The following is a 25,653-nucleotide window of genomic DNA, read 5'->3' as shown; positions in this document are numbered from 1 at the left end:
CCTGGCAACTCTGAACGTTACCAACATGACAAACAGAAACAAAAGTATGGAGATTCGCCAGTGTCAAATTCCGGCGAATTCGTTCAGCACAGACGGCCCAGTTTCGAAACCTCGAAACGCCTGCTCACCACAAACTGTGCTCCGCGGAATTGGTGGCTTTTGTGCATTTTACCGGTCAGAAAGGATCAATATTGTTGGGTCGGCGGCGCTGCAGAAGGCTCAAGCACTGCAACTATCTGACTGCGAACCATTATTCGTCTAAGGTGGAACGGTCCGGGAAGTGGTTGGAAGGCAATCGGTTGGGTCTCGCACCGGCCACCCAGTCTTCGTTCCCGGACTTGCTTCATCCAGATCTGCAAGTGGTTCGCATTGGTGTCGTGACGCCGCGCTACAACCGCTACCGGATCACCGGACTCCTGCACCTCACCCCCGATCGCCAGCTTTTGCCCCACTTCAACACCGCCTGTAAGAATATGTTATTATATCAGCACGTTAGGCGCGCGCCGGCGCGTGTTACCACTACATTTTGGGGATGATCTCAGGCGAGTTGTTCGTCGAGGTTGTGTGGCAGAGCGATGCCAGCTGCCTTGAAGACGTTGCCCACTTGGCCCGTAACGTGGGTTCTTGTGGTGACGATGCGACCATCCTTTTCGATGGTGGCTTCCTGGAGGCGGTCGAGATCGCGTAGAAGCGGCTGCCATTCGGGCGTCAGGCCTTTGGCCCGGCAGAGGCGGTACAGTTCCTTGCTGAGTACGAGCCCCAGGAACGAGCAAAACACATGCCCGCGGATGGCGGCATCGGATTGGTGGAAGATCGGCCGGGTATTGAAGGTTGCCTTGGCGGCGCGGAACAGGCTCTCGACCTCGAGCAAATCGCGATACCGCAGCACGGCCTGGAGCGGGGTCACCTTCGCGTTGGTCCGCACCACGGTGATGCCGTCGTACCGGGCTTCCTCGGCAAGCTTGCCGACATCGATCTTGAAGTTCTTGCCGCTGGCCTTGAGGTAACGCCGGTAGGCCGAGTTGCCGACCAGTGCCTTGTCGCCCTTCTTGAGCTGTGCCTCGAGGCCGGCGATGATCGCCTGGCGGTCGGCCTTGTCCTTCTCGGCCTCGGCGTCATTGCGGCTGACAATATAGCGGTCTTTACCGACCTTGACCTCTTTGACCCACAACTGAGTTTCACCGCGCTGGCGCTCGAGAACGAGCGGAACCATCGGTGCCGCGTCATTGAGCACGACGTTGTGGATCACGCTGCTCGAGCGTTCGCGGGCCCCCAGAATGTATTCCATGCCCAGCTTTTCGAGCGCGGCGATGGTATCGGCGCTGATCATGCCGCGATCGGCGACAACGCAGGCGCGTGTGACGCCGAAGCGCGTTCGCAGCCGATCGACCACCGGCAACAGGACGGTCACGTCAGCGGTGTTGCCGGGCACCATCTCGGTGCAGATCGGCCGGCCCTCGGCATCAACGACCAGCGCCAGGATCATTTGCGCCAGATCGGGGCGGAAGTCCTTGGAATGCCCGCGCTTGCCCAGCGTCTCGCCGCCCGCGCCGTAGAAGGACAACGAGGTGGTGTCCATGAACACAAGGCTGAGGTCGGTGAACAGGTCCTGCCGGCGCGCGAAGAGCTTTTCCTCGATCGCGTCTTTCACGCAGCGCGCCACCAGCGCGCCTTGCGCCTTTTCGCCGAGTTCCTCGCCCAGCCACGCCATTGCCCGGTAAAAGTGATGGAGCGCCAGACCCTCGGCGCCCTCGATACCATAATCGGCCATCCAGTTCGCGCAGTCGCGGTCCGAGCCCGAGACGAACAGCCGATGCAGCGTGCCAACGAACACCGCCCGTTCCACCGCAAAGCCGAACTGGCGCCCTTCCAGCACCTCTTCCAGCACCTCGCCGATCCCGAGCCGCTCCCACAGCCGCCCGAACAACAGCGGACCGCCGATGCGGCGAGAGGCAATTCGCCCCGCGTCAATGTCGGACAGGATGAGGCTGCGTTCGCCATGGCGCGCAATCGAGGCCGCCAATCTGTCAAGTTCGCCGCTGGCAACCAGCGCATCCTTGCGGCCCAGCGCCTTTATCGTGCGCTGGCGAACGGTTTTGCCGTCGCGGACACTTTCCACGAGGTAAAGATAGCGGTGGCCGCGCGCGACTCTCTCAACGACAAACATGCCAGCGTTGTTAGCGAATAAATGCCATAAAATCCATACAACATACGGCTAGCAGATCAAATGTTGTTACCACACATTTTCGCGCCGAAAACTCAAGGCGAGTGAATTCAATAGCTTAACGGACAGCGTTCGCCATCCGTTCACCTCCAACTGTTCAAGTCGGGTTTTGCTCAACCGTCCAGGAGCGGTTCATCCGCCGTCGGCCCGCATCCGTCGATAGCGGCGAGCCGCGGGCGTGCTCGCTTCCACCCTCCGTGGGCACTCCATAGCCAGATACCTTATTTTGCCCAGCGTCCGCTTGATCGTATGCGTTGCGTCGCCTTTCCCGAAGTTGCCTGATGCGTCTATGACAGGTCAGCCGCTAGTCGGCATGCCGGCGAACACTCCGGGTTATCATAAGCGGGTGACGTATTGGAGTTCGCGGAGGACGGGGATGACCGTAAACCCAGAGCGCGCCCGGTGTCCGACTTGGGGGACCAAAGGCGATGAGATCGGCTGGAACCCATCGCCCCGCATCGCTTTTCAGGATTGCTGGTGAATTGCTTCGAGCACCATTTTAGTCGCTTCCGATGGTTCCCCAACCGGCATCTCTAGTCGAGTGGCTTTTTCCAACTCCTGGAGGGCGATAGCTGCATCGGCGATCTTCTCGGCTTCTTGCCGAGGCAGTACGACCACTCCCTCCTCGTCCGCCAAAATGACGTCGCCGGCTAGAACCGGAACATCCCCGCAAGCAATGGGGTAGTTCATCATCCCACCGAGATTGTACCACCCGGCGGTGATCGAAGAAAGTCCGCGGCACCACATCGGGAAATCTGCTTCTTCGATTTCCAGCAGGTCCGTGCATGGACCATTAACAATGGCGCCCACTGCGCCGGCTGCCTTAGCCGAAGCAGTGACGCCGCCGCCCCAACAGGCATACCTATCATCGCCTAGCCGATCCACTACGACAAAATCCCCGGGACGAAGAAGTCCCAGCGCATGACCAAGTAGTGTCGAATCCGGTCCGGGAATTGCCACTGTAACTGCAACGCCAGCAACGCGTTTACCGCGAAGAAGCGGCCGGATCCGTCGATCCATAAAGCCCCACTGGCGAAGATGGCCGACGGTCGCTGTCTGGACCTTTTGCAGCTTCTCGACAAGTGAGGGTGGCAAAGGTTCCGGCATGGGATTGATACGGTAATCAGTCATTCAGGTCTCCTATTCTGGTTAACGGGCAAGTGGGCTCAGTGAGATGGATTGGATATCCGTATCAAACTGTAACATGGTCATATCGTTACCTTCCACCGAGAGAGTCGGAGTATCGGCGAGAGAGAACCCAAGCGATTCTCGAGTGAGATCCAGAGGAGGACTGTCGAGATCGTCGGGTTACTAAGAATGACCTGAAATGCGTAACTTCGCTCCGCTATTAAGCGCGGTCTCAGTCGCCGAACTGTAATCGACGCGTTCCGGCTGGGCGACCTTTGGACGGGCCCGCGATGCAGGGTTGACTTCGGCTATTCGCTTCGACGGCGTGGGCTCATTCCATACGCCATTGATCTAGAATTTCATGCGCTGGACCATTCATCGCTACTGCATTTGATCAAACCTGGATTGTAAAAGAAGGCCGTTCCGTGATTGAGTTGAATTGGAGAAGAGTACCGTATTGCCAGAGATGGCGGTCGGGGATTAAGGGAACGACCTAGTCGGGTAGCGCGAAGCGAGGGTCGAGCATGTCACGCAGGCCATCACCAATCAGATTGACAGCTAACACGACAGCTCCGATTACGAGGCTTGGGTACAATATCAGGTACGGAGCTATCAGAGCAAACGACCGCCCTTCGGCGACGATATTGCCCCAGCTTGGGTGCTCAGGCGGAACGCCAACGCCCACAAAGCTAAGGAAAGCCTCATAAAGAATAGCCAGGCCGCAGATATATGTTGCCTGCACGACAATGGGGGCCAACGCGTTCGGTAAGATATACCTGAACAGCAGCCGCAGAGGACTAGCGCCGTAGGACCGAGCCGCTTCTATGAAGACTTGCTCCCGGAGCGTCAGCGTTAAGCTTCTAACCAATCTTGCAACACCCGGCACTTCCGGTATCGCCAAAGCGAGGATTACGGTCAAGATTCCGCCACCGAAGATGGTTGCCAAAGCAATGGCGAGCAGCATCCCCGGTATCGCCATGATCCCGTCCATCACCCTCATCAAGATACTGTCTAATGCCTGCCACGCTCCTGCGAAAAGACCCAAGATTGTTCCAACAGTCGTCGTCAGAACTGCGGTGGCCAGTCCAATCGCGAGCGAGATCCGCCCGCCGTAAAGCACACGCGTGAAAATGTCCCGCCCGAACATATCGGTGCCCAGCAAGTGGGCGTTACTGGGCGGATTAAGTCTCAACTCCGGGCTTATCGACAAGGGATTAAGATTGGCTATCCCAGGACCCAGATACGACACTAGCACAACCAATAGCATGAAAATCACGGCGACACGCGCGGGCGCCGGCAGGCGCGTCGTATCTGGCCACAATATAGGAAACGTCATATCCTCCTCCTCAGGTGTACTTTATTCGCGGGTCAATGAATAAGTATGACAGGTCCACCAACAGATTTACCATAACGTACACGCATGCACTTATCAGTAGGACCCCCTGAATGACCGGAACATCCCTGTGCTGGATGGCTTCAACGAGCAGGCTGCCAATCCCGGGTATCGCGAACACCGTCTCAGTTATTACCACGCCGCCAAGCATACCGGCGAACGACATTCCAACTACGGTGGCCAAAGGTATGGCGATCAGCTTAAGACAGTGCCGAACCAGAATCGTGAACTCGTCGAGACCTTTCGCTCGCGCGACACGGATAAAGTCCTGGTTCAGGACTTCGATGGCACTCGCTCTAGTGATTCGAGTGATCAGCGCCGTTTGCGCAAATCCCAACATGGTCGCGGGAAGGAGCACATGCCGTAAGACTTCCCATATACCGCTGTCAAACCCTGGGAACCCGGAGACCGGCATTGACCCAAAGTAGACACCGAACGTGAATATAAGGACATACCCGATCAGAAAGGGAGGTATCGCTGTGCCTGCCACCCCGAAGAGCGATACTAAGCGATCAGAGATGCCTCCCCTTTTTGTGCTGCCAACAATCCCAACGGCAGCGCAACAGTAAGTTGAACCACAGTCGCTGCGATTGCGAGAATAATCGTCGGGTCTACTCGCGATAGAATCAAACTGAATACTGGCTGTCTGGAAAAGATCGAGTTTCCCAGATCCCCCTGGACGACGTTCCCCAACCAGTGAAGATACTGGACAACCAAGGGATCATCGAGATGAAGACTCTCCCGAATTGCGGCGATCTGTGCCGGCGTTGCGTACTCGCCCGCCAGAACAGCCGCCGCATCTCCAGGACTCAGATAAGTCAGACCGAAAACTACGACGGTCACGACCCCCACCACCGGAATGACGGAAAGCACCCTAGTAATGAGATACCTGATCATTGCTTACCTCACAAACGCAGACGCGATTTCGCGCTACTTGCTCTTCCGCCGAATGTTCCAGAAATAGTTATAAGCTGCCTCGGGATGAAATCCCTCGAGGTCGGCCCCATAAACGGTCGGAATGGCGTATTCTCCTGTCATAATAAACGGCAAATACGCTGATGCGCGAGCTTGGAGTTCATAAGTAACTTTCTTTTTCTCCTTCTCGTCGACTGCGCTGGCAAAGGAAGCTCTCAGTTGTTCGAGTTTTTCATCGCAGGGCCAACCAAACCAAGCCTTGTCGCAGTTCGCAGCCAGCATCAGATGCGTGAACGGGGAACTTGCAGGTTCCACTTCCATATACGTACCGAACAGGTTCCACCCGCCTTCCGAAGCAGGCGCCTTAGACGTGCGGCGCGACGTTATGGTACCCCAATCCATCGCTTGAAGGTCTACTTGGGCGCCGATCTTTCTCAATTGCTGCGCCAAGTACAACGCTCTCGCGTGCATCTGGGGTGAATCAGTTTGATCGAAAATAACGATCGGCTTTCCATCGTAACCGGCTTCTTTTAGGAGCTCTTTAGCCTTCTCATAGTCCGCGGCGCCCCGGTGACCGCTATAGGCGGACTCATCGCCATACTTCCCCTCGCAGGTGAGATATGCATAGCAGGTATGCCAGAATTGCGGGTCACCCACAGAAATCTGCATGAGCTCTTTTTGGTCGATCAGATAAGTGAGAGCCTCAGTCGCCTTGATGTTGTTGAACGGTGGCACCTCGTGATTCACCACGAAGAGGCTCTGCACGAAATATCCTTTCGAGACCACGAGCTTCGGATCCTTTCGCAGCGCCAAGGCGTTATCCAGTGCAGGCCATATCCAAATATCTTTTTTCCCGGTCTGCATCTCCGCCATCGCGGTGTTTGAGTCTGGTACGTCAGATATTTCAATCTTATCGAACGTTGCCTCTTTCTTCCCCCAATAATAGCTCGGAGGGTCGTTCCGCGAAGTGTAGAAGGAGTTCTTGGTATAAACCTGCGTTTGCCCCGGCTTCCAGGTGGAGTAATCGAACTTATAAGGACCAGAGCCGGTTGTATCGGTGAGTTGAACGGTGGGCGGCAGGGAGGCGACCCGTTTGGGCATTATGAAAGGGACGTTCCCCTCAGTATTGGCAAGCGCCGAGGGAACGTCGAACCGCTCGTTCAGCTCGATCCGAAACGTCAGATCGTCGACCTTCACCATTTCCTTGGTCCGGGATCCAAGCAGTCCACCGGTCACATCCCGAGACTCCCAGCGCCTCAGAGACTGAATCACGTCGTCAGTGGTGATTGGAGTTCCGTCTGAGAATTTCAGGCCGTTGCGGAGCGTGATTGTGTAAGTCTTCTTGTCCGAGCTCACATCAACTTTGTCGGCCATTTGGGGCCGTGGTGTGCCGCTGCTGTCGAATTCGAACAATTTATCGTAAATCAGATATCCGTGGACCTGTGTGTCTCCCGATGTTGTAACAATTGGATCAATAGTCTTTAGAGATAATCCTATTACGCGCAGCGTGTCCGCCTCAGCCGCGCCGACGGATAGACCGCTGGCAATTACCGCTGTCAGCAGCCACGATGCGGCAGCTGTTCTAGACGTCCATTCTATAAGTTTGTTCTTCATTTTCGTTCCCTCTAGTTGTTTAAAGACCCAGTAAGGTTCTTCCTCTCCCATTCCTCGCCCCAGATCATCACTGCATGTCCGGGCGAGACATCTCTGTACTGACGCACAGGTGGGACGTAATCTGCAGGCCGGACTGGGCTCATAATTTCGTCGTTTGAGACCAGGCGTTTCTGCAGGCGCCGTGCCGGATCGGCGATCGGCACTGCCGCGAGCAGCCGTTTGGTATACGGATGCTGCGGATTCTGAAAAATCGACTCGCGCGGGCCGATCTCGACGATCTCGCCGAGATACATCACGGCCACGCGGTGGCTAACGCGCTCGACCACTGCCATGTCGTGCGAAATGAAGAGATAGGCTAGGCCCATACGGGCCTGAAGATCCAGCATAAGGTTGACGACTTGCGCCTTAACAGAAACGTCCAGCGCCGAGACGGCTTCGTCCGCCACGATGAGCCGCGGCTCAAGCGCTAGCGCACGCGCAATACAGATGCGCTGGCGCTGGCCACCCGAGAATTCGTGCGGAAACCTATTGACCATGTCAGGCGTCAGGCCTACCCGCTGCAGGAGGTCGGCCACCTTGTCGCGTGCTTCCGAGCGGCTGGCGCGAGCATTGATCAACAGCGGTTCGATGATCGCTGTGCCGACATTCATGCGCGGATTGAGCGATGCAAACGGATCTTGGAAGATCATCTGCATGCGACTACGCTGCTTGCGTAACTCAGGACGGCTAAGCTTGAGAAGGTCAACGCCGTCGAGCAAAATCGAGCCCGAGAGGGGCTCAGTCAATCGCATCACTGTGCGGCCGGTCGTCGACTTACCACAGCCTGACTCGCCGACCAGTGCCAAGGTTTCGCCGCTCTTGACGCTGAAGGAAACATTCTCGACCGCGTAGACCCGGCCCTTGACCGAAGAAAACATACTCGAACGGATTTCGAAGCGCTTCGTCAAGCCCGCAACTTCCAGCACCGGGCGCCCCGCCTCCTTGACGGTATCGGGTACCTCGGCCGGCACGTCGGATTGGCCAGTAGCACGGTCTACAACCGGGAAGCGCATCGGCCGCCTACGGCCTTTCATGGAGCCGAGTTTTGGAACGGCGGAAAGCAGCGATCGCGTGTAGGGGTGTTCGGGGCGTTCGAAGATGTCCTCGGTCGACGCAGCCTCGACCACCTGGCCGTTATACATAACCACCGTACGGTCGGCGATCTCGGCGACGACACCCATGTCGTGGGTGATGAAGAGGACGGACATGCCCTCCTCTTTCTGCAACTCCTTGATCAGCTCCAGGATTTGCGCCTGAATCGTGACGTCCAGCGCCGTCGTCGGCTCGTCAGCAATCAGCAGCTTTGGCTTGCCGGCCAGCGCCATCGCGATCATCACGCGTTGGCGCATGCCGCCCGAGAAGTGGTGTGGATATTCGTGGAAGCGCGACGTCGCGGCGGGGATGCGCACCTTGTCCAAAAGTCGGATCGTCTCCGCCTCAGCCTCGGACCGTGATAGACCACGATGTAGGATCAGCGCTTCGGCGACCTGAAAGCCAATGGTCAACACCGGGTTCAGTGAAGTCATCGGTTCCTGGAAGATCATGGCAATTTCATTGCCGCGGATACGGCGCATCTCGGCATCCCGCAGGGTGAGCAGTTCCTTGCCCTCGAGCTTGATTGACCCCTCGACCTTGCTCGAAGCAGGCGAGTTGAGCCGCATGATCGAGAGCGCCGTCACGCTCTTTCCCGAGCCGGATTCGCCGACGATGGCGACTGTCTCTCTCTCGCCGATCTCAAACGATATGCCGTCAACGACGGGCGCCCAGCGCCCTCCGACACGGAACGAGGTCACCAACTTCGAAACTGATAGGACCGTAGGGGCCATCTCGTGCTTGCGCACGTCTAGAAGGCTTGGCTCAGGCTTGTACAAATCTATCACGTCGGAAACCACGAAATCACCCCAAAACTTACGACCGATTCTCGCTGAAGACCCGAGGGTTCTCTTTTCGGCTGTTCGCGTTACAGGATCCGGTAAACTTCTCTGGCATTCTCCCGAAACAGCAGCGCCCTATGCTCCTCGGATATTCGAGCCTTGAAGGCATAGCGCGGATCGTCGAAGTCCCAGTGAGGATAATCGCTGGCATACAGCAGCCTGTTCCAGCCGATTTGCTCAAACAGATAGTTGAGATCCTCGGGATTGTCCGGCTCTTCCATCGGCTGTGTGGAAAAGTAGAAATGCTCGTGCAGATAGTGGGAAGGCGGGTGTTTCAGGCTTGCGACTTCCGAGCCCATACGCCGCCACAACATGTCGAGCCGGTGTCCAAGTCCGATCGACCAGGCACAGCCACACTCGATGATGATCACCTTGAGAGATGGCAACTGATCGAACACGCCATCAAGAATGAGACTCATAACCTGCGACTGCGCAGCGAAGGTGAGATCCAAATGGTTTTCACAGTAGTAGGACGGCCAGCCGCTAGCGGTCCGTGCGCCGGCTCGGCCGCCGACATGCATGCCGATCGGAAAGCCGTGATGAGCCGCTGCTTCCAGGATAGGCCTGTAGCGCCGGTGGCCCAATGGCTCGGTTGTCCCTATGAAAATCTGCACCTGGACAAATCGCGCGTCCAGCGCACGCTTTTCAATCTCTGCGACCGCGGAAACGGCATCGTCCGGAACGACCAGAACGGACGCCTTCAGCCGATCCTCCGGCTCGACGAACTCGGCGATCTGCCAATCGTTCAGCGCCGTGGACAACGCGTTGCTGAGATCGAGATTGCGACCGCCGTTGCCCAGCCCCACCATCGGCTCGAGCACGCCGAAGACGACATTGTTCGGATCGAGGTGCTGCTTCCTCAGGACCGCCAGGTCCGAACCGGGCGGCCCGTCACTCGGCCAGGCATCACGACGGCACGACAATGGGATGTAGCTGTCAATGCTGTAGCCGCTGGCAAGCGCCTCGAATCCCAATTCGCCATACTGATCGAGATGATCCCTCCATCGCTTGGAGAGATACGGATGGAGGCCAAACCGGTCTTTAAGTGCCGGGTGGATATCGCTATCGGCGATACCTACCAAAGATGTGGAACGCACCGACTGCCTCGGGCTGGCTGTCGTATCGTTCATGACACCGTCTCCATCAGCCGTGGGTATGTCCGCAGAGGGTTCTCCTGCGCGATTTTCTGCCGAAGCCGCGCTGGAAAACCGGGCGGCATCGGATCGTCTCCGTCGAACTGCCAATGCGGGTAGTCTGAAGAGAAGAGCAGCATGTCTTCGCTGCCGAGGTGCTCTATCAGCTTCTCGACGTGCACCGGATCCTTCGACGTATCGAATGGCTGGATTGTAAACCGGACACGATCCCGGATTTCCGCCGCGGGAGAGCGCTTCACCCACGGAACCTCGCCGCGGGTACCACGCCAGTACTTGGTACTCCGCCAGATAAAACTGGGCACCCAACCGATGCCCGCCTCGATCATCACGAAGGTGAGATCCGGAAACTTGGCAAATACACCTTCCATGATCAGGCTCTGGAGCTGTGCCGCGAAAAGGTGAGTTCCGCTGGCATAGTCCTGGAGGTAGGTCGACGGCCATCCCATACCGCTGCTCGTGGGATAGCGATACATCGTCCCGGCGTGTATGCCGACAGGCAACCCATGCTTTTGGGCCGCTTCATAGATCGGCCAAAAATGACTCCGGCCAAGGAGCATCTCGTTGCCGGCCAGCAGCAGGACCTGAACGAACCTTTTGTCGGATGCACATCTGTGGATTTCCTCTGCCGCCCGATCGGGAAGCTGCGAGGCCACGACGATCGAGCCGCGCAAACGCGGCTCAGCATCCAGCCACTCCCGAGCCAACCATTTGTTGGTCGCCATGCATACCTCTGCTCCCATCAAACCGCTTGCCGCGACTTGGCCTCCATAGAGCGGATTACAGATTGCGATCTCGCAGTTGAATTTATCAAGCGCCTGTTCCCGGCAGCGATCGAGGCTGACGCCCGGCTTTTCCCCATCTTTCCGCCAGTCCGAGCGGCATGACAGCGGCGCGCTCGGCGGATAGCTAGCCAGATCCATTTCGCCGATCGCGCGGCTGATGAATTGATCCTGCCAATACTCGTCCATATAAGGGATCAGAGCATTGTTTCCTGGCACTCCGGGATGAATATCGCAATCGATTACCGATGTCGGGTTGTGCAGCATAAATGCCTCAGCTTTCAAGAAACTCTGCCATCTCCACGGGGTCGATCGCTCACAGATCGACGACCAGATAGGAGTCTTCGACACTCACAGGGAAAGTTTCCGCTTTATACGGACCCTCGGCCAATTCGGTTCCCGGAGTTATCGTCACCGGGTATTGTCTCACGGATATTCGACCTGGATCACACCATGACTGGCCAGTGCGAATATCAAATTCCCAGCCGTGCCAAGGGCAGCGAATGAACTCCCCCCGACGCGAACACTTGACATGTCCGGGCTCATCTGCCGTTGCAATCCCTGAGATAAAGCCCATCGACAGTTCTGCGCTCTGGTGAGGGCAACGGTTGAGGAGGGCGAAGTAGTCGCCGTCGAGATTGAAGATGACGATGGGACGGCCCCGCACCTCGAAGACCTTGCGCATGCCCGGACCGACATCCTCTGCCTTGCCCACCACATGCTTAGCCATTTTCCCTCCCTATGCGAAAGCGAGACGGAACCCATCCGAGTAGCCATATTGGCTTGAATAAGCTCGCTCCATTGATATTTGAATAGACAGATTTGGTGAAAGTGAACCGCTACAGATGGACACCGGTGCGGATATGATTTGTTAGCGCCGATTGGCCATCACCGTCGCTTTGTTCGAGGAGGCGTTGAGAGCGATGGAATGGACGATCTCGATCGAAGGGAAGAACGATTTCGGTGATGACCTTTGTCGAAAGGAGTCCGCATCCATAAGAGCGACGAGAGGCTGCCTGATGGCGATCTCGGCCTGTCGATCGACGATGGCAAGAAGATCATGGTTGCCTTGTAGAAGGCGGTGGTCACCTAAGGAAGGCGCGGCGGGGCGAACTTTTTCTGCTTGCGGTTACACAAAGTCGGTTCGGAGCCGGATCGAGAAAGACCCTGATCTGCGGGTGCGCGAGACGATTGATCTCGTATTCCGGCGTTTCAATGAACTGCTGAGCATCCGGCTAGTGCACCTGTGGCTGCGTCGCGAAACCATCTGCTCCCGGCCGAAAATTACGTGCGCGCGGCGAAGTGGACGATTGTCTGGAAGTTACGCGTCTACTACACGCTTCACCACATTCTCACCAACCCGATCTCTACGCCGGCCCCTATGTATTGGGGCGCCCGGGCAGCGAAGTCACTATCGGGGCCGGGCGCAAACGGATCTTGCGCGGGATCAGGCGCGACGGGGAGGTTCTTGCTCACCGATCATCACGAGGGTTACCTGAGCTGGCACGATTTCGAGGGGGATCAGCGCCTGATCACGGCCGCGGATCTCGAGAGCACGGGCCGAAACGGCTTCGGCCTACGCCATGTCGATCGCCTTTGAGAACGCCGAGGCATGTTCTGAATCCATATTCCGGATGCGGCCGGCTGGCGAGGATGGCGATGACGTGCCCTCGGTCTGTGGACCGATCGAACGAGCCGAGCACCGAAAACGCTCCGGCGACCATCCGCGTAGAGGGGTACGAACGGGGCATGCGGTCCGGATCGGTTCCGCAACAGGCGCCACCGTAGCGGCGCTGATCCGCAGCCGACTGCGCAGTCGAGCCTAAGATCTGATGATCATCACCGTCCGGCTGACCGGTGCATCATCTCACCCAATTTCGCCAGAAAAGTTTCGTTCTGAGCGGTCCATGGGAACGAGAAGTTGAGCGCTACGAAATTTCGGAAGGAGGCTTCGATTGAGAAGATAGGACCTGGAAGAAAACTGAAGTCGGATTCTATTGCCTGAAGCAAAGCGTCTGTAGCATCGAAGCCGACTGGCCCTCGCACCCAGCACATAAACCCACCGGCGGGAGGCGATACAACACATTCACTGGGGAAATATTTTTCGATTAGGTCAAGGCCCCGTTGCATCCTCGCGGCGAGTGTGCCGCGCAACTGCCTCAAATGTCTCTCCTGACTACGGACAGCCAGAAACGTGGCGATCGCGCGCTGGACGATACCATCACCGCTGTTCAGTCCATGTGTATACTGATGGATCATCAAACGTCGTGTGTGGGTGCCAGCAATGATCCAACCAAATCCATACGCTGGCGGGAGCGAGGCCATGAAACTCCCGAATTGCACCACGATATCGGACGGATCGTGTTGTTTGAATGAAGGCTGTCTGCTGCCATTGTAGTTCAGGTCGCTGAACATGTCATTCTCGAGGATAAGCACCTGGTGTTGGCGAGCAATTTCCACAACACGGCGCATCGTTTGCTCGGAATAGGTCACGCCTGTGGGATAGTGGTGGGAGCCCATCAGCAATGCCACGCGAATGGAATTCGAGCGGACAAGATGCAGGAATTGTTCGGGATTGATGCCAGAGCGCGGGTGGGAATAAATTTCCACTACGGAGAGGCTTTTGCGGTTCAATCCGGCCAGCATTGGAAGATAAGAAGGACTTTCGACAAGAACGACGTCTCCTGGCTTAGTAAATGCATTGAGGCACATGTCGAAACACGACATACCCGTGTTGCCGACAATTATTTCCCCCTGCGCCACGACGCATCCTCGCTTTGAGACGTGCCGCGAAATTTCATGTCGCAACTGCACGTCACCTTGTGGTGAATCGCACCCAACAAGCCGGGTTTCCCCTTGACGCAAGAGTTGGCGCAACAGCCGGTCTATGTCGCTGCGGTCGAATAGGTCCGGACTTGGGTAGAAGCTGCCGAATGCGCCAAGCTCATTTGAATAACAAATATGGAGCAAAGCTTCAGGCAGATTTTGAACGGTCTCTCCATCGTCATCGTGGCCCCCTGAGCCCGTCACTGGCGCCTGAAAACCGACGACATAAAAGCCCGACCGGGGCCGGGCGTCGCAAACACCCTCAGCCTCCAGGAGCTCGTATGCATGATGCACTGTCATCGGACTATAACCGGTATCTTCGCTTAACTGCCGGACGGACGGCAGGCGATCACCGACCCTCAGAGTCCCTGTGCGAATGCGGCGCTTGATAAGGTCAACGACAATTTCGTAGCGGCGCATGGCCGACGTCTGGGGACCATGGGTCATAAGATTCGAGTTCCGATCGCAATTGGCACCTGCTGTGTCTGCACAAGAACGCCGTTCCACCTTAGACGAATAATGGTTCGCAGTCAGATAGTTGCAGTGCTTGAGCCTTCTGCAGCGCCGCCGACCCAACAATATTGATCCTTTCTGACCGGTAAAATGCACAAAAGCCACCAATTCCGCGGAGCACAGTTTGTGGTGAGCAGGCGTTTCGAGGTTTCGAAACTGGGCCGTCTGTGCTGAACGAATTCGCCGGAATTTGACACTGGCGAATCTCCATACTTTTGTTTCTGTTTGTCATGTTGGTAACGTTCAGAGTTGCCAGGCGCTGAGGATTGTTTATGGAAACGGTCGTTATCATCGGAGGAGGAATAGCAGGGCATCGTGCTGCCGCAACGCTCGCCGATCTGCGTCCTGAGCAGCGCACGGTCCTGATTCATGGCGAAAGCGGGACACCCTATGACAGGCCGCCGCTATCCAAGGACTTTCTCTTGGGGGGCAAGAGGCCGACTCTGAAAGGGTCTGAGCTGTATGCAGACCGCGTCGTTTTGCGGGATGGAACGAAGGCCACCCTAATCGACCCTCTTCGACGCATCGTCCATACTGATATCGGTGAACCGGAACACTACGACAAGCTGTTGATCGCAACGGGATCTCGAGCACGGCACTTCGAGCACTCCAGTGTGGACCCGGCACAAATTCATTATTTGCGCACTGAATCAGACGCTTTGCGATTACGCGCGGGTCTTGCGCCTGGCCGGCGGCTGGCAGTTGTAGGCGGTGGTTTTATAGGGCTGGAGGTATCGGGGATGGCTCGCCGCTTGGGCTGTCAAACAACGGTCATTGAGCTAGCGCCGCGACTGCTGCCGCGCAGCGCGTCCCTATCTTTGTCGGAATGGGTCGCGACGCGTCACACGAGCGAAGGTGGTGAGTTCCGTTTGAACTGTGCGAATCTGCGTATGTCAAATAATTCAAAGGGCGAGGTCGTTCTGACCTGGAATGGAGGGGCGGTCGTTGCTGACATGGTCCTTATTGGCATCGGGATTGGGCCTAATGCGGGAATTGCCGCTGACGCCGGCATCGACACCGCCGATGGGATCGTTGTGAACGCACGCTGCGAAACGTCGGTTCCGGGAATATACGCTGCCGGAGAAGTGACGAACTATCCTTTGCCCGCGCTTGGCCGGCGGCTACGCAGTGAGAGCTGGACTGTGGCCGGCGATCAGGCCGTCGTGGCCGCAAAAGTTATGTGTGGCCTGGATGCACAGTATCAGGACCTACCGTGGTTCTGGTCCGATCAGTGCGGCGTAACCATCCAGTCACTCGGGCTGCCAGCCCTCGCGACGCGCCTGTATCGCATCGGAGACGTCGCGAGCGAACGGTGGCTGGAGATTGGCGCCGATGACCAGGGACGTTTTGTCAGTGCCGTGGGAGTCAACCCCGGTCGCGACATGATGCAGATCCGGCGAGACGCCAAGGCTGGCAAGCCTGTATCGCCGGATATTATGAGCCGAGCCGAGGAAGTCGATCCGTCCGATATATACCTCGCAACTGGCTAATTGTCGGAATCGGAGTGAACTGTGATAACAGTGGAAAAGAACATAGATAAAGCGCAGCAGAAATACGGATGGATAATCCTTTGCCCCGTTTCCGATCTCCAAGACGATACCGTAACGCCGTTCGAAATCGGCGATAACCGAATCGCAATATACTTCATCGGCGGCAAAGTACACGCGACCGATAACGTTTGTTCGCACGCGTTCGCTCTTCTTTCCGACGGCTGGCTGGAAGGGACTCTTATCGAGTGCCCTCTGCATGGTGCTCAATTTGAAATCACCACCGGGGAAGTGGTTCAAGGCCCGGCAGAGTGTCCAATCACCGTCTTTAAGACGAAGGTGGAAGACGGTCAGGTCCTGGTGTGTCTCCCGCATCATGAATAAAGGCTGCCCTTGTCAGGCACCAGATGGTGGCGTTGTGCTGATGCAATTTGCTGTCATCTGCATCTAGCAAGGCGGAGCCTGATGGTTACTTTCCTTCGTGGAGAGAGACACCGAGAGACAACGCATCCACAGGTCGGCTTGGACGAATCAAGGGGTAATATATCGTTGTTCGGAGCATTGCCGTGTCACGGTGCCGGCTCTGAAATTCACCCACGTGCCCCAGGCTCCGTGCTCAACTTAACTGCAGCAAGGCCGCAATCACCACCCGGTGAAGACCTTAAGTATCCCGTTAAAATCAACAGTGAAAGCATGTCGAGTAGGGACGAAATTCAATGACTGGGATAAGCAGCACATTCGGCATGTCTAGCTTAGATCCTATTCAGCAGTGAGCTCGCCTGCCGGAACTACGGTCTGATCAGTTAGCCATCATCTTAAGGATGTCAGTAACTATGGAAAATGACCCTCTCAGCCTCGATGAAATCGTCCGCCGCGTGGATGCGAAAGCTGCCGACTACTGCGCCTTAAGCGACCGCATCTGGGCAATGCCAGAATTAGCGTTTGAGGAGCATCGCTCGGTTGCCGAGCACATCGCTCTGCTCGATCGCGAAGGTTTTCGTATCACCACGAATGTCGGCGGCATGGCGACCGCCTTCATCGCCGAATTCGGCCAGGGCAGCCCCATCATTGGCATCCTCGGCGAATACGACGCCCTTCCCGATCTGGCTCAAGTCTCGAGCGCAACTCAACCCAGTTCGACCGAGGGCGGACCAGGTCATGGCTGCGGTCACAATCTTCTCGGCGCTGGCTCGGCGCTTGCGGCAGTTGCATTAAAGGATGCGCTCGCAGCTGAAGGTATTGAAGGTACGGTACGCTTTTACGGCTGCCCGGCAGAGGAAGCCGGAGGGGGTAAGGCCTTTATGGCCCGAGCCGGCGCTTTCAACGATCTGGATGCAGCCTTCTGCTGGCATCCAGCAGTGGTTAACGAAGTGTTAACGAAATCTTCGAACGCTGCAAAGTGGGCTCGTTTCTCGTTTACCGGTCGCGCAGCGCACGCGGCGGCGGATCCGCATTTGGGGCGTAGCGCGCTCGACGCGGTCGAGTTAATGAATGTCGGCGCTAACTACATGCGCGAGCACATGCCCTCAGACGCTCGCGTTCATTATTCCATTATCAACGCTGGCGGTGAGTTCCCTAACGTAGTGCAGGCCTATGCCGAGTCATCTTATTCTATCCGTTCTCCGACCTTGCAAGATGCTGAGCGGGTGTTTGCGCGCGTGAAAAAGATTGCAGAAGGTGCGGCACTTATGACCGAAACATCTGTAAAGGTGCAAATCACTGGCGGCTACTCCAACGTTTTGCTTAACAAAGCGCTGTATGATGTTATGTACGAGAACATGCGCCGTATCGGCCCGCCCCGTTTTGACACAGCTGACTATGAGTTCGCCAAGGACCTTCGCAAGACGGCGCTGTCGGACGATGATGTGCTGGCCAGCGTCGTGGGGAGCGATGTTTCGTTGAAGGACAAGATCCTCCACGATAGCCTCCTCCCGTTGGGGGCAGACCAATTCCAGATGGGCTCGACAGACGTGGGCGACGTGAGCTGGATCGTGCCAACTGCACAGTGTTGGACAGCCTGCTTCGCCATTGGCACGCCCTTTCACAGTTGGCAGCTCGTCACGCAAGGCAACCTGCCTGCGGCCCACAAGGGAATGATATTGGCTGCCAAGGTCATGGCTTCTACGGCGGCGGATTGCATACGCAATCCAGCAATCATCACTCGTGCAAAGGCGGAGTTGAAGCAACAAACCGCGGGGGGGGCATATCTCTGCCCAATACCTTTGGACGTCACGCCTAGTAATTTGCGTGCGAAGGCGCCTTAAAGCCCCGCTCTTACGGTTTGAGATGTCGTGAGTGTGCGGCCGACCTGGTCCGAGCTCCTGGTATTGATGTGCATCGTAAGTGACGTATCAATCCGCCGAGTTAAGCAGTGTCGCCACTCTGAGCGGCGTGGCATTCCTGGAAAGGTTTTTGCAGCCCACTTGACCGGTCAAGGGTCTTGAGTGTTCAAATACTCTTCACTTGAGATAATGATCGTGAGCGTCCGGTGAGCCGGTTTTGGTTCGGTGCGGAATTAGCGAATTAGCGCAAGTTACGACGCAGATGATTCATTTGTGACGTAACAGGGTATGAATGGCGAAAGTTGAGATCCTGACGGGTGCCGAGCGGCAATGTCATGGTCGACAGAACTGAAGCTTTCGATATTGCAAGAAGCGTCCAGCGCGGATGGGAGCGTTTGCGATGTAGCGCGCCAGCACGACGTTCTTCCGCAACAGATATACGGGTGGCGAAAGAAGTTCTCGCCACCCAAATTGAAGTCTCCAGAGACCGTATCGCTCATCCCGGTTTCTCCGGATGTAGATCTGTTTGCGGCGCGCTCACTTATTTATTTCGGTCACACGAGATTTGCGGACGACATTCTACACTGGTTTTGGCTGATACCGATCCGGGGTCGTACTTCGTCGAAGTCACTGACAGTCGGATATGGTTGTCTCGTTCGGCGCCGTCACAAGGTCACAAAGCTCGCGTAGGCTACTATTGGGTGAACCACCCAGAACAATCTCTGCAATTCGGTTTGCTCTGTCGCGGCCGAGCGTACCGCGGCAGTTTTCGGAAAATTTGCTCATAAGGGCGTCGTCACTCAAAGGCTGGGCTGCATCGCCAATGGTGGTGTGTGCTCCACTGTCGAGTACAGTGCCATCCTTTAGAATCAATCGGACATTTGCCCATCGTTCAGCTGGAAAGAGCGCGTTGTACGTATCCACTTCGATCAGTTGAGCGTTACGGCTGACTGAAAGCACGTCTGGGTCGAGAAGCCCAATACCAGCGATCTCTGATGGGGTTAGACGACCATGGACTAAGGCTGCCGCCACAGCGAATGGTAGGCTGTACTGTGCTGCGTCCGTCTCGGATGGCTCCCTGCAGCTCAACGAAACGGCTTCATGGAAGGTTTCTATCGCAACGGACCGAACATGCTCGTGGGTCAACTCTGGATGGCGGTTTCTTAGAGAAAGCACTGCTTGCACGGCGGGCTGAGTCCACCTGCACACTGGTACTGGCTTTACATATTGTTCCAGGATTCGCCAACGTTGACCAAGATCAGACCACAAGTCTTTAGTCTCCGACTCAAGATCTATTGTCTCTACAGGTGCCCCGGTAAAACCCTCCGCAGCTAAGTATGCTGCCGAGGCGCCTGCGAAGGCTCCCATCGTGGAGCCATCCTTCAGCATAGTTGGGTAGGTGACAACGCGCATGAGTGGTGAGCGTGGGCCATAGTACTCCGCAATGCCAAGAGCGTGGCACGTTTCTAGTGCCGAAAGTTGCAACATCCTAGCTCCAATCGCAGCAGGTCCAAAACAGTTCCATGCACCCGACGAGTGGAAAACTGGAGATGTCGCGTGAAGCGCTATTCCTGCTCTTGTGCTGACCTCATAGCCAATCAGAAGGAGGTTTAGAAACTCATCAAGGTCATCAAGCTTCAGGCTATCAGAAAAGGCAAATGCGGCGGGCAATGCTGTCACGCCGACATGTCCTTTACAGAGAACGTGCCCATCGTGGGCATCAAACCCGTCGATAATAGCGGCACCGGCCATCGCTGCTCCCGGAACGCTAACTCGGCGACCGTCAAGAAGGAGCCTTGCACCGTCCGCATCCGAAGTGCCAAGGTGCCGAGCTACGAAGCGATTTACGATTTTGGCGATTGGTAGGCGCGTTCCGGCGATCGCGACTCCCAAAGTGTCAATAAGGCAGCGTCGTGCTTGATGACGCACATCAGCCGCCACATCGGCAAAATTCAAGTCGTGAATAAAGGAGGCTACCTGCGTAGCTTGCTGAACATTGTTTTCCACAGTTAACTCCTTGCCAGCGCCCTATTGCACCTTCCGTCAGATGGCCCGTAATCTTCGGTGGTGCTGCAAACCGCATTTAAGGCGTTGCGCCCATGCGACGATTGCCTCCGCGTCTTCGCTCATTGCACTTGACCCATCCCATGCCCCGAAGGCACGAAATTAGCTGCAAACCCAAATAGTCAAGCCTCCTTCAGACCGGAAAGGACACGTCCGAGTTCTGTTGCCACGAGACGAGGGGCCGAATCGCGAACCGTGGGCAAAAGCTGTCTCGCCAGCATTGCATCCCCCGTTTCAATAGTTGCGTGTACGAGTTCTTCGCCCTCGCCTGCCCGAACTAGTTCATGTCCATAAGCGTCGAGAATCCGGGATCCGCCCCAAAAATCAAGGGCGCCGCGAGTGCCGCAATGGTTGGTCATCACTATAGGAAGGCCGTAAATCATTGCGATGTAGCGCAAATTCGTTTCCCAACTCCCCGGATTGTCAAAATCGCCTCCGACAGCACTGCGAGCCGATGCAATAGGGTGCAACAGGAGATCGGCCCCTTGGAGGGCGGCAAGCCAGGTTAGCGCAGGATTATAGCTGTCAGCGCAGATTAGAGTAGCGGCTCGCGTGGTTTCCACCAGTGCGAGTTCGACGCGGGTTCCGGCTGCATAACACAGCCCTTCCCGTAAATTGCCATAGGTGGGAAGGTTAAGCTTCCGATGCACATGTATCACCTTGCCATTATATACCAAAGCCTGTGCGTTGTAGCTTACACCATCTTCGCCGGCTTCAATGAACCCGAAGGAAACAGCCATTGATCCCGCCGCGTTCACTACGGCAGCAATCTCAGTTGAATCGATCGAGCGCTCCAATGATATTAAGTCCGGTGCCGAGAGATAGTCGGTGAGGGAAAGCTCTGGAAAAACGAGAATATCGACTGCTTTTAGACGCGCTTCCATGATGAAGCGCAGGTGCTTGTCGAGATTACTTCCAATATTGCCAGGCATACACGACATTTGTGCGCAGGCGAGATTTAACCTACCCATTGGCGTGCTCTGGTGCGTTTATTGGTTATTCTGGCTACTGAGATTGGCAATTGAGTACGAAGCTGCTTCTCGTTCCCACGGTTCAAGAACTGCCTCCTGCACCACATTCAAGCACGCGTCATACGCATCATGTGCGCCAAGACAACAAGCACCGGAGCGATTGCCGGCAGTACGATCGCATGCAGCTTCTCCATAAAGGGCGTTCTATCGGAAACGGTCCAGATCGACTGGCGCTCCGGCGTAGCCAATCGGTAGATCCCGGCTTCGGGCAACAGCGCCATCGCCGCCATTACCCGCTGCAGCTGCCCGACCGCTTCATCTCCTTAGGCCTGCCAGCAAAGGACGGCCGCCCTGCCGTTCATCATCTCCGAGGACGGGTTGGGGATCCAGCCAGCCACTCTGTCCTCTCTGTAAGCGTCAATATAGTTGTTGAACATCGGATTTATAAGCCCGCCCTCATCGCGGATTAGCTTGCCAGCTTCGCTGTAAAGGGCCTTGCGTTTGGCCTTGTCGAGTTCGCCTTGTGCGTCCGAGATCAGCGCGTCGAATTTCGGGTTTTTGAACCGCGTGTCGTTCATATCAGACGACGAGATATAAGCTTGGGAATACACCAAGCCCTGAGTTGGCTGGCCATGCCAGGAGCAGGCGGAAAGCGGCTGCTTGTTCCAGACCGAATCCCAGTAGCCGTCGCTCGGCTCGCGCCTGATGGTGATGTTGATCCCTGCCTTCTCGGCCGATTGCTGGAAGAGCGAGGCCGCATCCACCGCGCCCGGGAAGGCGACCTCCGCCGTTATCAGCAAGATCTCCCCAGTATAGCCTGATTTCTTCATGTAAAATTTGGCTTGTTCGGGATCGTACTGTCGCTGCGGGATGCGTTCGTCGAACAGCGGATAAGCCTCGTTGACCGGCATATCATTGCCGACCGATCCATAACCGGCGAGGATCTTCTGCACCAGTTCTTCGCGATTGATAGCTAGCTTCAATGCCATGCGCAAGTTATTGTCGTCGAACGGCTTCGTGTTGCAGAGCATGTTGAAGCAGTTGAAGCCATGACCGGGGGTGGCTGCGATGACGACACTCGGCACCCGACTCATAAGCCCGGCGACACGCGGCTCAACCATGTTCACCATGTCCACCTCGCCGGATTGCAGCGCCGCGCTCCGCGCTGTCCAATCGTTGATTACCGTGATGTCTACGGTGTCGAAATGGCCGACGCTCGGATCCCAGTAGTTCTTAAACTTCTCCATCGCCACCCGAATGCCAGGCTCGAAGGTCTTCAGCTTGTAAGCGCCGGTGAAGATGCCCGCATCGGGCTTGTCGAAGCCCCCATTTGGCTGGATAACGAGCGCCCAGTGGGCCATCAAATATGGCAGGTCGGCGTTGGCGGACTTCAGGGTCACAACGAGGTTGTCGCCGTCCGCCTTCGTCTCCTTGATGCCCTGGACGAGGCCGTAAGCGCCTGAGCTGGACTTCTTGTCGGAGTGACGCTGAATCGTCTTCACCACGTCGTCCACCGTCACCGTCTTTCCGTTGTGGAATTGTACACCCTTCCGGAGTTTGAAGATCCAAGTCACGGCATCGGGTGAGCTGTCCCAGCTCTCGGCTAAGGACGGCAGCACGTCTCCGTCGGAAGAGATGGTCGTGAGCTTGTCCCCCAGTGTGGATATGTACATAAACGGAACTTGGCCGCTTTGCAGCGCCGGGTCGAGCGAGTTCGTGCTGGCGCCCCCATTGACGCCCATCTTCAGCGCGCCGCCATTCTTCGGTCCTGCGGCCCGTACAGCCGTACCAAGCACTGTGTTTGCCATAGTGGCGCCCACGCCGAGCGCGGCGGCGCGGCCCATGAAGGCGCGGCGGCTCATTAGACCACGCGCTGCGCGGGCGGCAAGGTATTCGAGTTCGACGGTCATTCAAGTTCTCCCTATTTACATTGTTATTATCTAATTTGCATTGATGGCATAGTACATCCGAGCGTTTGAGGGCATGTACTCGCGCACGTAGTTGACACCCATATTCTATCCGCCGCCGCGTGCGCCCCGCGAGAAAGCTGGGCTGTCGTGATAGAGCATTCTGCCTTCAATACGTTCAGCGGAAAGCGCATCCTTTAAGCGGCGGCTGATTTCCCGCTGTTCGCGTTACAGGATCCGGTAAACTTCTCTGGCATTCTCCCGAAACAGCAGCGCCCTATGCTCCTCGGATATTCGAGCCTTGAAGGCATAGCGCGGATCGTCGAAGTCCCAGTGAGGATAATCGCTGGCATACAGCAGCCTGTTCCAGCCGATTTGCTCAAACAGATAGTTGAGATCCTCGGGATTGTCCGGCTCCTCCATCGGCTGTGTGGAAAAGTAGAAATGCTCCCGCAGATAGTGGGAAGGCGGGTGTTTCAAGCTTGCGACTTCCGAGCCCATACGCCGCCACAACATGTCGAGCCGGTGTCCAAGTCCGATCGACCAGGCACAGCCACACTCGACGATGATCACCTTGAGAGATGGCAACTGGTCGAACACGCCATCAAGAATGAGACTCATAACCTGCGACTGAGCAGGCAAGGTGTAGTCCAAATGGCTCTCACAGTAATAGGACGGCCAACCGCTGGCAGTGTGTGCGCCGGCTCGGCCTCCGACATGCATGCCGATCGGAAAGCCGTGACGAGCCGCGGCTTCCAGGATAGGCCTGTAGCGCCGGTGACCCAACAGCTCCGTTGTCCCGATTGGGATCTGCACCTGGACAAATCGCGCGTCCAGCGCACGCTTTTCGATTTCCGCGACTGCGCAAACGGCATCGTCCGGAACGACGAGAACGGACGCCTTCAGCCGATCCTCCGGCTCGACGAACTCGGCGATCTGCCAATCGTTGATCGCAACGGCCAACGCGTTGCTGAGATCGAGATTGCGACCACCATTGCCCTGCGCTACCAGGGGTTGGAGCACGCCGAAGACGACATTGTTCGGATCGAGGTGCTGCTTCCTCAGGAAGGCCAAGTCCGAGCCATACGGCGCGCCATCTGGCGGCAAGGCATCGTGACGGTATCCGTTATAAGTGTACCCGTTATAGGTGATGCTGTCGGCAAACACCTCGAATCCCAATTCGCCATACTGATCGAGATGATCCCTCCATCGCTTGGAGAGATACGGATGGAGGCCAAACCGGTCTTTAAGTGCGGGGTGGATATCGGAATCGGCGATACCTACCAAAGATGTGGAACGCACCGACTGCCTCGGGCTGGCTGTCGTATCGTTCATGACAGCGTCTCCATCAGCCGTGGGTATGTCCGCAGAGGGTTCTCCTGCGCGATTTTCTGCCGAAGCCGCGCTGGAAAACCGGGCGGCATCGGATCGTCTCCGTCGAACTGCCAATGCGGGTAGTCTGAAGAGAAGAGCAGCATGTCTTCGCTGCCGAGGTGCTCTATCAGCTTCTCGACGTGCACCGGATCCTTCGACGTATCGAATGGCTGGATTGTAAACCGGACACGATCCCGGATTTCCGCCGCGGGAGAGCGCTTCACCCACGGAACCTCGCCGCGGGTACCACGCCAGTACTTGGTACTCCGCCAGATAAAACTGGGCACCCAACCGATGCCCGCCTCGATCATCACGAAGGTGAGATCCGGAAACTTGGCAAATACACCTTCCATGATCAGGCTCTGGAGCTGTGCCGCGAAAAGGTGAGTTCCGCTGGCATAGTCCTGGAGGTAGGTCGACGGCCATCCCATACCGCTGCTCGTGGGATAGCGATACATCGTCCCGGCGTGTATGCCGACAGGCAACCCATGCTTTTGGGCCGCTTCATAGATCGGCCAAAAATGACTCCGGCCAAGGAGCATCTCGTTGCCGGCCAGCAGCAGGACCTGAACGAACCTTTTGTCGGATGCACATCTGTGGATTTCCTCTGCCGCCCGATCGGGAAGCTGCGAGGCCACGACGATCGAGCCGCGCAAACGCGGCTCAGCATCCAGCCACTCCCGAGCCAACCATTTGTTGGTCGCCATGCATACCTCTGCTCCCATCAAACCGCTTGCCGCGACTTGGCCTCCATAGAGCGGATTACAGATTGCGATCTCGCAGTTGAATTTATCAAGCGCCTGTTCCCGGCAGCGATCGAGGCTGACGCCCGGCTTTTCCCCATCTTTCCGCCAGTCCGAGCGGCATGACAGCGGCGCGCTCGGCGGATAGCTAGCCAGATCCATTTCGCCGATCGCGCGGCTGATGAATTGATCCTGCCAATACTCGTCCATATAAGGGATCAGAGCATTGTTTCCTGGCACTCCGGGATGAATATCGCAATCGATTACCGATGTCGGGTTGTGCAGCATAAATGCCTCAGCTTTCAA

The 25,653-nt window shown here is 56.6% G+C and carries 21 protein-coding genes and 1 pseudogene; 5 read left to right on the top strand and 17 right to left on the bottom strand.

The window, feature by feature from the left end; all coding sequences use genetic code 11:
- Window positions 1–538: 538 nt before the first annotated feature.
- The 10 genes from AC0V8S_RS40080 to AC0V8S_RS40035 form a co-directional block, all read right to left on the bottom strand.
- Window positions 539–2,167 carry an IS1634 family transposase gene (locus AC0V8S_RS40080; protein ID WP_475439466.1) on the bottom strand — a complete coding sequence of 543 codons (1,629 nt, stop codon included), beginning with the start codon at window positions 2,165–2,167 and terminating at the stop codon, window positions 539–541.
- A gap of 522 nt (window positions 2,168–2,689) precedes the next feature.
- Window positions 2,690–3,355 carry an RraA family protein gene (locus AC0V8S_RS40075; protein WP_475439465.1) on the bottom strand — a complete coding sequence of 222 codons (666 nt, stop codon included), beginning with the start codon at window positions 3,353–3,355 and terminating at the stop codon, window positions 2,690–2,692.
- 490 nt (window positions 3,356–3,845) lie between these two features.
- A complete protein-coding gene (locus tag AC0V8S_RS40070; protein ID WP_475439464.1) occupies window positions 3,846–4,688 on the bottom strand; it encodes an ABC transporter permease in 843 nt (280 codons plus the stop codon).
- 10 nt (window positions 4,689–4,698) lie between these two features.
- Window positions 4,699–5,235, bottom strand: a complete 537-nt coding sequence (locus tag AC0V8S_RS40065; protein WP_475439463.1) for an ABC transporter permease — start codon at window positions 5,233–5,235, stop codon at window positions 4,699–4,701.
- Between the two features lie 14 nt (window positions 5,236–5,249).
- Window positions 5,250–5,642 carry an ABC transporter permease family protein gene (locus AC0V8S_RS40060; protein ID WP_475439462.1) on the bottom strand — a complete coding sequence of 131 codons (393 nt, stop codon included), beginning with the start codon at window positions 5,640–5,642 and terminating at the stop codon, window positions 5,250–5,252.
- 33 nt (window positions 5,643–5,675) lie between these two features.
- Window positions 5,676–7,274, bottom strand: a complete 1,599-nt coding sequence (locus AC0V8S_RS40055; RefSeq protein ID WP_475439461.1) for an ABC transporter substrate-binding protein — start codon at window positions 7,272–7,274, stop codon at window positions 5,676–5,678.
- 11 nt (window positions 7,275–7,285) lie between these two features.
- Window positions 7,286–9,139 carry an ABC transporter ATP-binding protein gene (locus AC0V8S_RS40050; RefSeq protein WP_475439504.1) on the bottom strand — a complete coding sequence of 618 codons (1,854 nt, stop codon included), beginning with the start codon at window positions 9,137–9,139 and terminating at the stop codon, window positions 7,286–7,288.
- A 134-nt stretch (window positions 9,140–9,273) separates the two neighbouring features.
- Window positions 9,274–10,377, bottom strand: a complete 1,104-nt coding sequence (locus AC0V8S_RS40045) for an amidohydrolase family protein (RefSeq protein ID WP_475439460.1) — start codon at window positions 10,375–10,377, stop codon at window positions 9,274–9,276.
- The gene (locus AC0V8S_RS40040; protein ID WP_475439459.1) at window positions 10,374–11,465 is read right to left on the bottom strand and encodes an amidohydrolase family protein; all 1,092 of its coding nucleotides are present in this window, start codon (window positions 11,463–11,465) and stop codon (window positions 10,374–10,376) included. The genes AC0V8S_RS40045 and AC0V8S_RS40040 overlap by 4 nt, the downstream gene beginning before the upstream one ends.
- A 31-nt stretch (window positions 11,466–11,496) precedes the next feature.
- Window positions 11,497–11,910: a Rieske (2Fe-2S) protein gene (locus AC0V8S_RS40035; protein WP_475439447.1), complete on the bottom strand. Its 414-nt coding sequence runs from the start codon at window positions 11,908–11,910 to the stop codon at window positions 11,497–11,499.
- A 738-nt stretch (window positions 11,911–12,648) separates the two neighbouring features.
- Here AC0V8S_RS40035 and AC0V8S_RS40030 point away from each other — a divergent pair.
- On the top strand, window positions 12,649–12,780 hold the full coding sequence (locus AC0V8S_RS40030) for a hypothetical protein (protein ID WP_475439458.1): 132 nt from the start codon (window positions 12,649–12,651) through the stop codon (window positions 12,778–12,780).
- 239 nt (window positions 12,781–13,019) lie between these two features.
- Here the strand turns inward: AC0V8S_RS40030 and AC0V8S_RS40025 are convergent, their stop codons facing one another.
- Window positions 13,020–14,426, bottom strand: a complete 1,407-nt coding sequence (locus AC0V8S_RS40025) for an aminotransferase-like domain-containing protein (RefSeq protein WP_475439457.1) — start codon at window positions 14,424–14,426, stop codon at window positions 13,020–13,022.
- 365 nt (window positions 14,427–14,791) lie between these two features.
- Between AC0V8S_RS40025 and AC0V8S_RS40020 the strand changes: the two genes are divergently transcribed.
- From AC0V8S_RS40020 to AC0V8S_RS40005, 4 genes are all read left to right on the top strand, one after another.
- The gene (locus tag AC0V8S_RS40020; protein WP_475439456.1) at window positions 14,792–16,009 is read left to right on the top strand and encodes an NAD(P)/FAD-dependent oxidoreductase; all 1,218 of its coding nucleotides are present in this window, start codon (window positions 14,792–14,794) and stop codon (window positions 16,007–16,009) included.
- A 30-nt stretch (window positions 16,010–16,039) separates the two neighbouring features.
- Window positions 16,040–16,390: a non-heme iron oxygenase ferredoxin subunit gene (locus tag AC0V8S_RS40015; RefSeq protein ID WP_475439455.1), complete on the top strand. Its 351-nt coding sequence runs from the start codon at window positions 16,040–16,042 to the stop codon at window positions 16,388–16,390.
- 449 nt (window positions 16,391–16,839) lie between these two features.
- Complete coding sequence (locus tag AC0V8S_RS40010) at window positions 16,840–18,270, top strand: M20 family metallopeptidase (RefSeq protein ID WP_475439454.1); 1,431 nt, start codon at window positions 16,840–16,842, stop codon at window positions 18,268–18,270.
- A gap of 348 nt (window positions 18,271–18,618) precedes the next feature.
- The gene (locus AC0V8S_RS40005; protein ID WP_475439453.1) at window positions 18,619–18,978 is read left to right on the top strand and encodes a transposase; all 360 of its coding nucleotides are present in this window, start codon (window positions 18,619–18,621) and stop codon (window positions 18,976–18,978) included.
- Here AC0V8S_RS40005 and AC0V8S_RS40000 read toward each other — a convergent pair.
- From AC0V8S_RS40000 to AC0V8S_RS39975, 6 genes and pseudogenes are all read right to left on the bottom strand, one after another.
- On the bottom strand, window positions 18,916–20,295 hold the full coding sequence (locus AC0V8S_RS40000; RefSeq protein WP_475439452.1) for an MmgE/PrpD family protein: 1,380 nt from the start codon (window positions 20,293–20,295) through the stop codon (window positions 18,916–18,918). The two genes, AC0V8S_RS40005 and AC0V8S_RS40000, sit on opposite strands and share 63 nt — an antisense overlap.
- 179 nt (window positions 20,296–20,474) lie before the next feature.
- A complete protein-coding gene (locus AC0V8S_RS39995; protein WP_475439451.1) occupies window positions 20,475–21,284 on the bottom strand; it encodes a nitrilase-related carbon-nitrogen hydrolase in 810 nt (269 codons plus the stop codon).
- A gap of 149 nt (window positions 21,285–21,433) precedes the next feature.
- A pseudogene (locus tag AC0V8S_RS39990) lies at window positions 21,434–21,541 on the bottom strand (ABC transporter permease); the annotation flags it as partial.
- A gap of 105 nt (window positions 21,542–21,646) precedes the next feature.
- Window positions 21,647–23,233: an ABC transporter substrate-binding protein gene (locus tag AC0V8S_RS39985; protein ID WP_475439450.1), complete on the bottom strand. Its 1,587-nt coding sequence runs from the start codon at window positions 23,231–23,233 to the stop codon at window positions 21,647–21,649.
- 225 nt (window positions 23,234–23,458) lie between these two features.
- On the bottom strand, window positions 23,459–24,565 hold the full coding sequence (locus AC0V8S_RS39980) for an amidohydrolase family protein (protein ID WP_475439449.1): 1,107 nt from the start codon (window positions 24,563–24,565) through the stop codon (window positions 23,459–23,461).
- Complete coding sequence (locus tag AC0V8S_RS39975; protein ID WP_475439448.1) at window positions 24,562–25,653, bottom strand: amidohydrolase family protein; 1,092 nt, start codon at window positions 25,651–25,653, stop codon at window positions 24,562–24,564. Before AC0V8S_RS39975 ends, AC0V8S_RS39980 begins: the two co-directional genes overlap by 4 nt.

The organism is Mesorhizobium oxytropidicola (assembly GCF_056174625.1).
Note: the sequence above shows the minus strand (reverse complement) of the source record. Positions and strands in the feature narration are given on the sequence as shown.

Excerpts from the sequence above, each read along its gene's own strand:
- AC0V8S_RS40020 (WP_475439456.1), top strand. The coding sequence starts at position 14,792 with ATGGAAACGGTCGTTATCATCGGAGGAGGAATAGCAGGGCATCGTGCT.
- AC0V8S_RS40005 (WP_475439453.1), top strand. The coding sequence starts at position 18,619 with ATGTCATGGTCGACAGAACTGAAGCTTTCGATATTGCAAGAAGCGTCC.
- AC0V8S_RS40070 (WP_475439464.1), bottom strand. The coding sequence starts at position 4,688 with ATGACGTTTCCTATATTGTGGCCAGATACGACGCGCCTGCCGGCGCCC.
- AC0V8S_RS40050 (WP_475439504.1), bottom strand. The coding sequence starts at position 9,139 with ATGGCCCCTACGGTCCTATCAGTTTCGAAGTTGGTGACCTCGTTCCGT.
- AC0V8S_RS39985 (WP_475439450.1), bottom strand. The coding sequence starts at position 23,233 with ATGACCGTCGAACTCGAATACCTTGCCGCCCGCGCAGCGCGTGGTCTA.
- AC0V8S_RS39980 (WP_475439449.1), bottom strand. The coding sequence starts at position 24,565 with ATGAACGATACGACAGCCAGCCCGAGGCAGTCGGTGCGTTCCACATCT.
- AC0V8S_RS40010 (WP_475439454.1), top strand. The coding sequence starts at position 16,840 with ATGGAAAATGACCCTCTCAGCCTCGATGAAATCGTCCGCCGCGTGGAT.
- AC0V8S_RS40025 (WP_475439457.1), bottom strand. The coding sequence starts at position 14,426 with ATGCGCCGCTACGAAATTGTCGTTGACCTTATCAAGCGCCGCATTCGC.
- AC0V8S_RS40055 (WP_475439461.1), bottom strand. The coding sequence starts at position 7,274 with ATGAAGAACAAACTTATAGAATGGACGTCTAGAACAGCTGCCGCATCG.
- AC0V8S_RS40045 (WP_475439460.1), bottom strand. The coding sequence starts at position 10,377 with ATGAACGATACGACAGCCAGCCCGAGGCAGTCGGTGCGTTCCACATCT.
- AC0V8S_RS40035 (WP_475439447.1), bottom strand. The coding sequence starts at position 11,910 with ATGGCTAAGCATGTGGTGGGCAAGGCAGAGGATGTCGGTCCGGGCATG.
- AC0V8S_RS40075 (WP_475439465.1), bottom strand. The coding sequence starts at position 3,355 with ATGACTGATTACCGTATCAATCCCATGCCGGAACCTTTGCCACCCTCA.
- AC0V8S_RS39995 (WP_475439451.1), bottom strand. The coding sequence starts at position 21,284 with ATGCCTGGCAATATTGGAAGTAATCTCGACAAGCACCTGCGCTTCATC.
- AC0V8S_RS40080 (WP_475439466.1), bottom strand. The coding sequence starts at position 2,167 with ATGTTTGTCGTTGAGAGAGTCGCGCGCGGCCACCGCTATCTTTACCTC.
- AC0V8S_RS40060 (WP_475439462.1), bottom strand. The coding sequence starts at position 5,642 with ATGATCAGGTATCTCATTACTAGGGTGCTTTCCGTCATTCCGGTGGTG.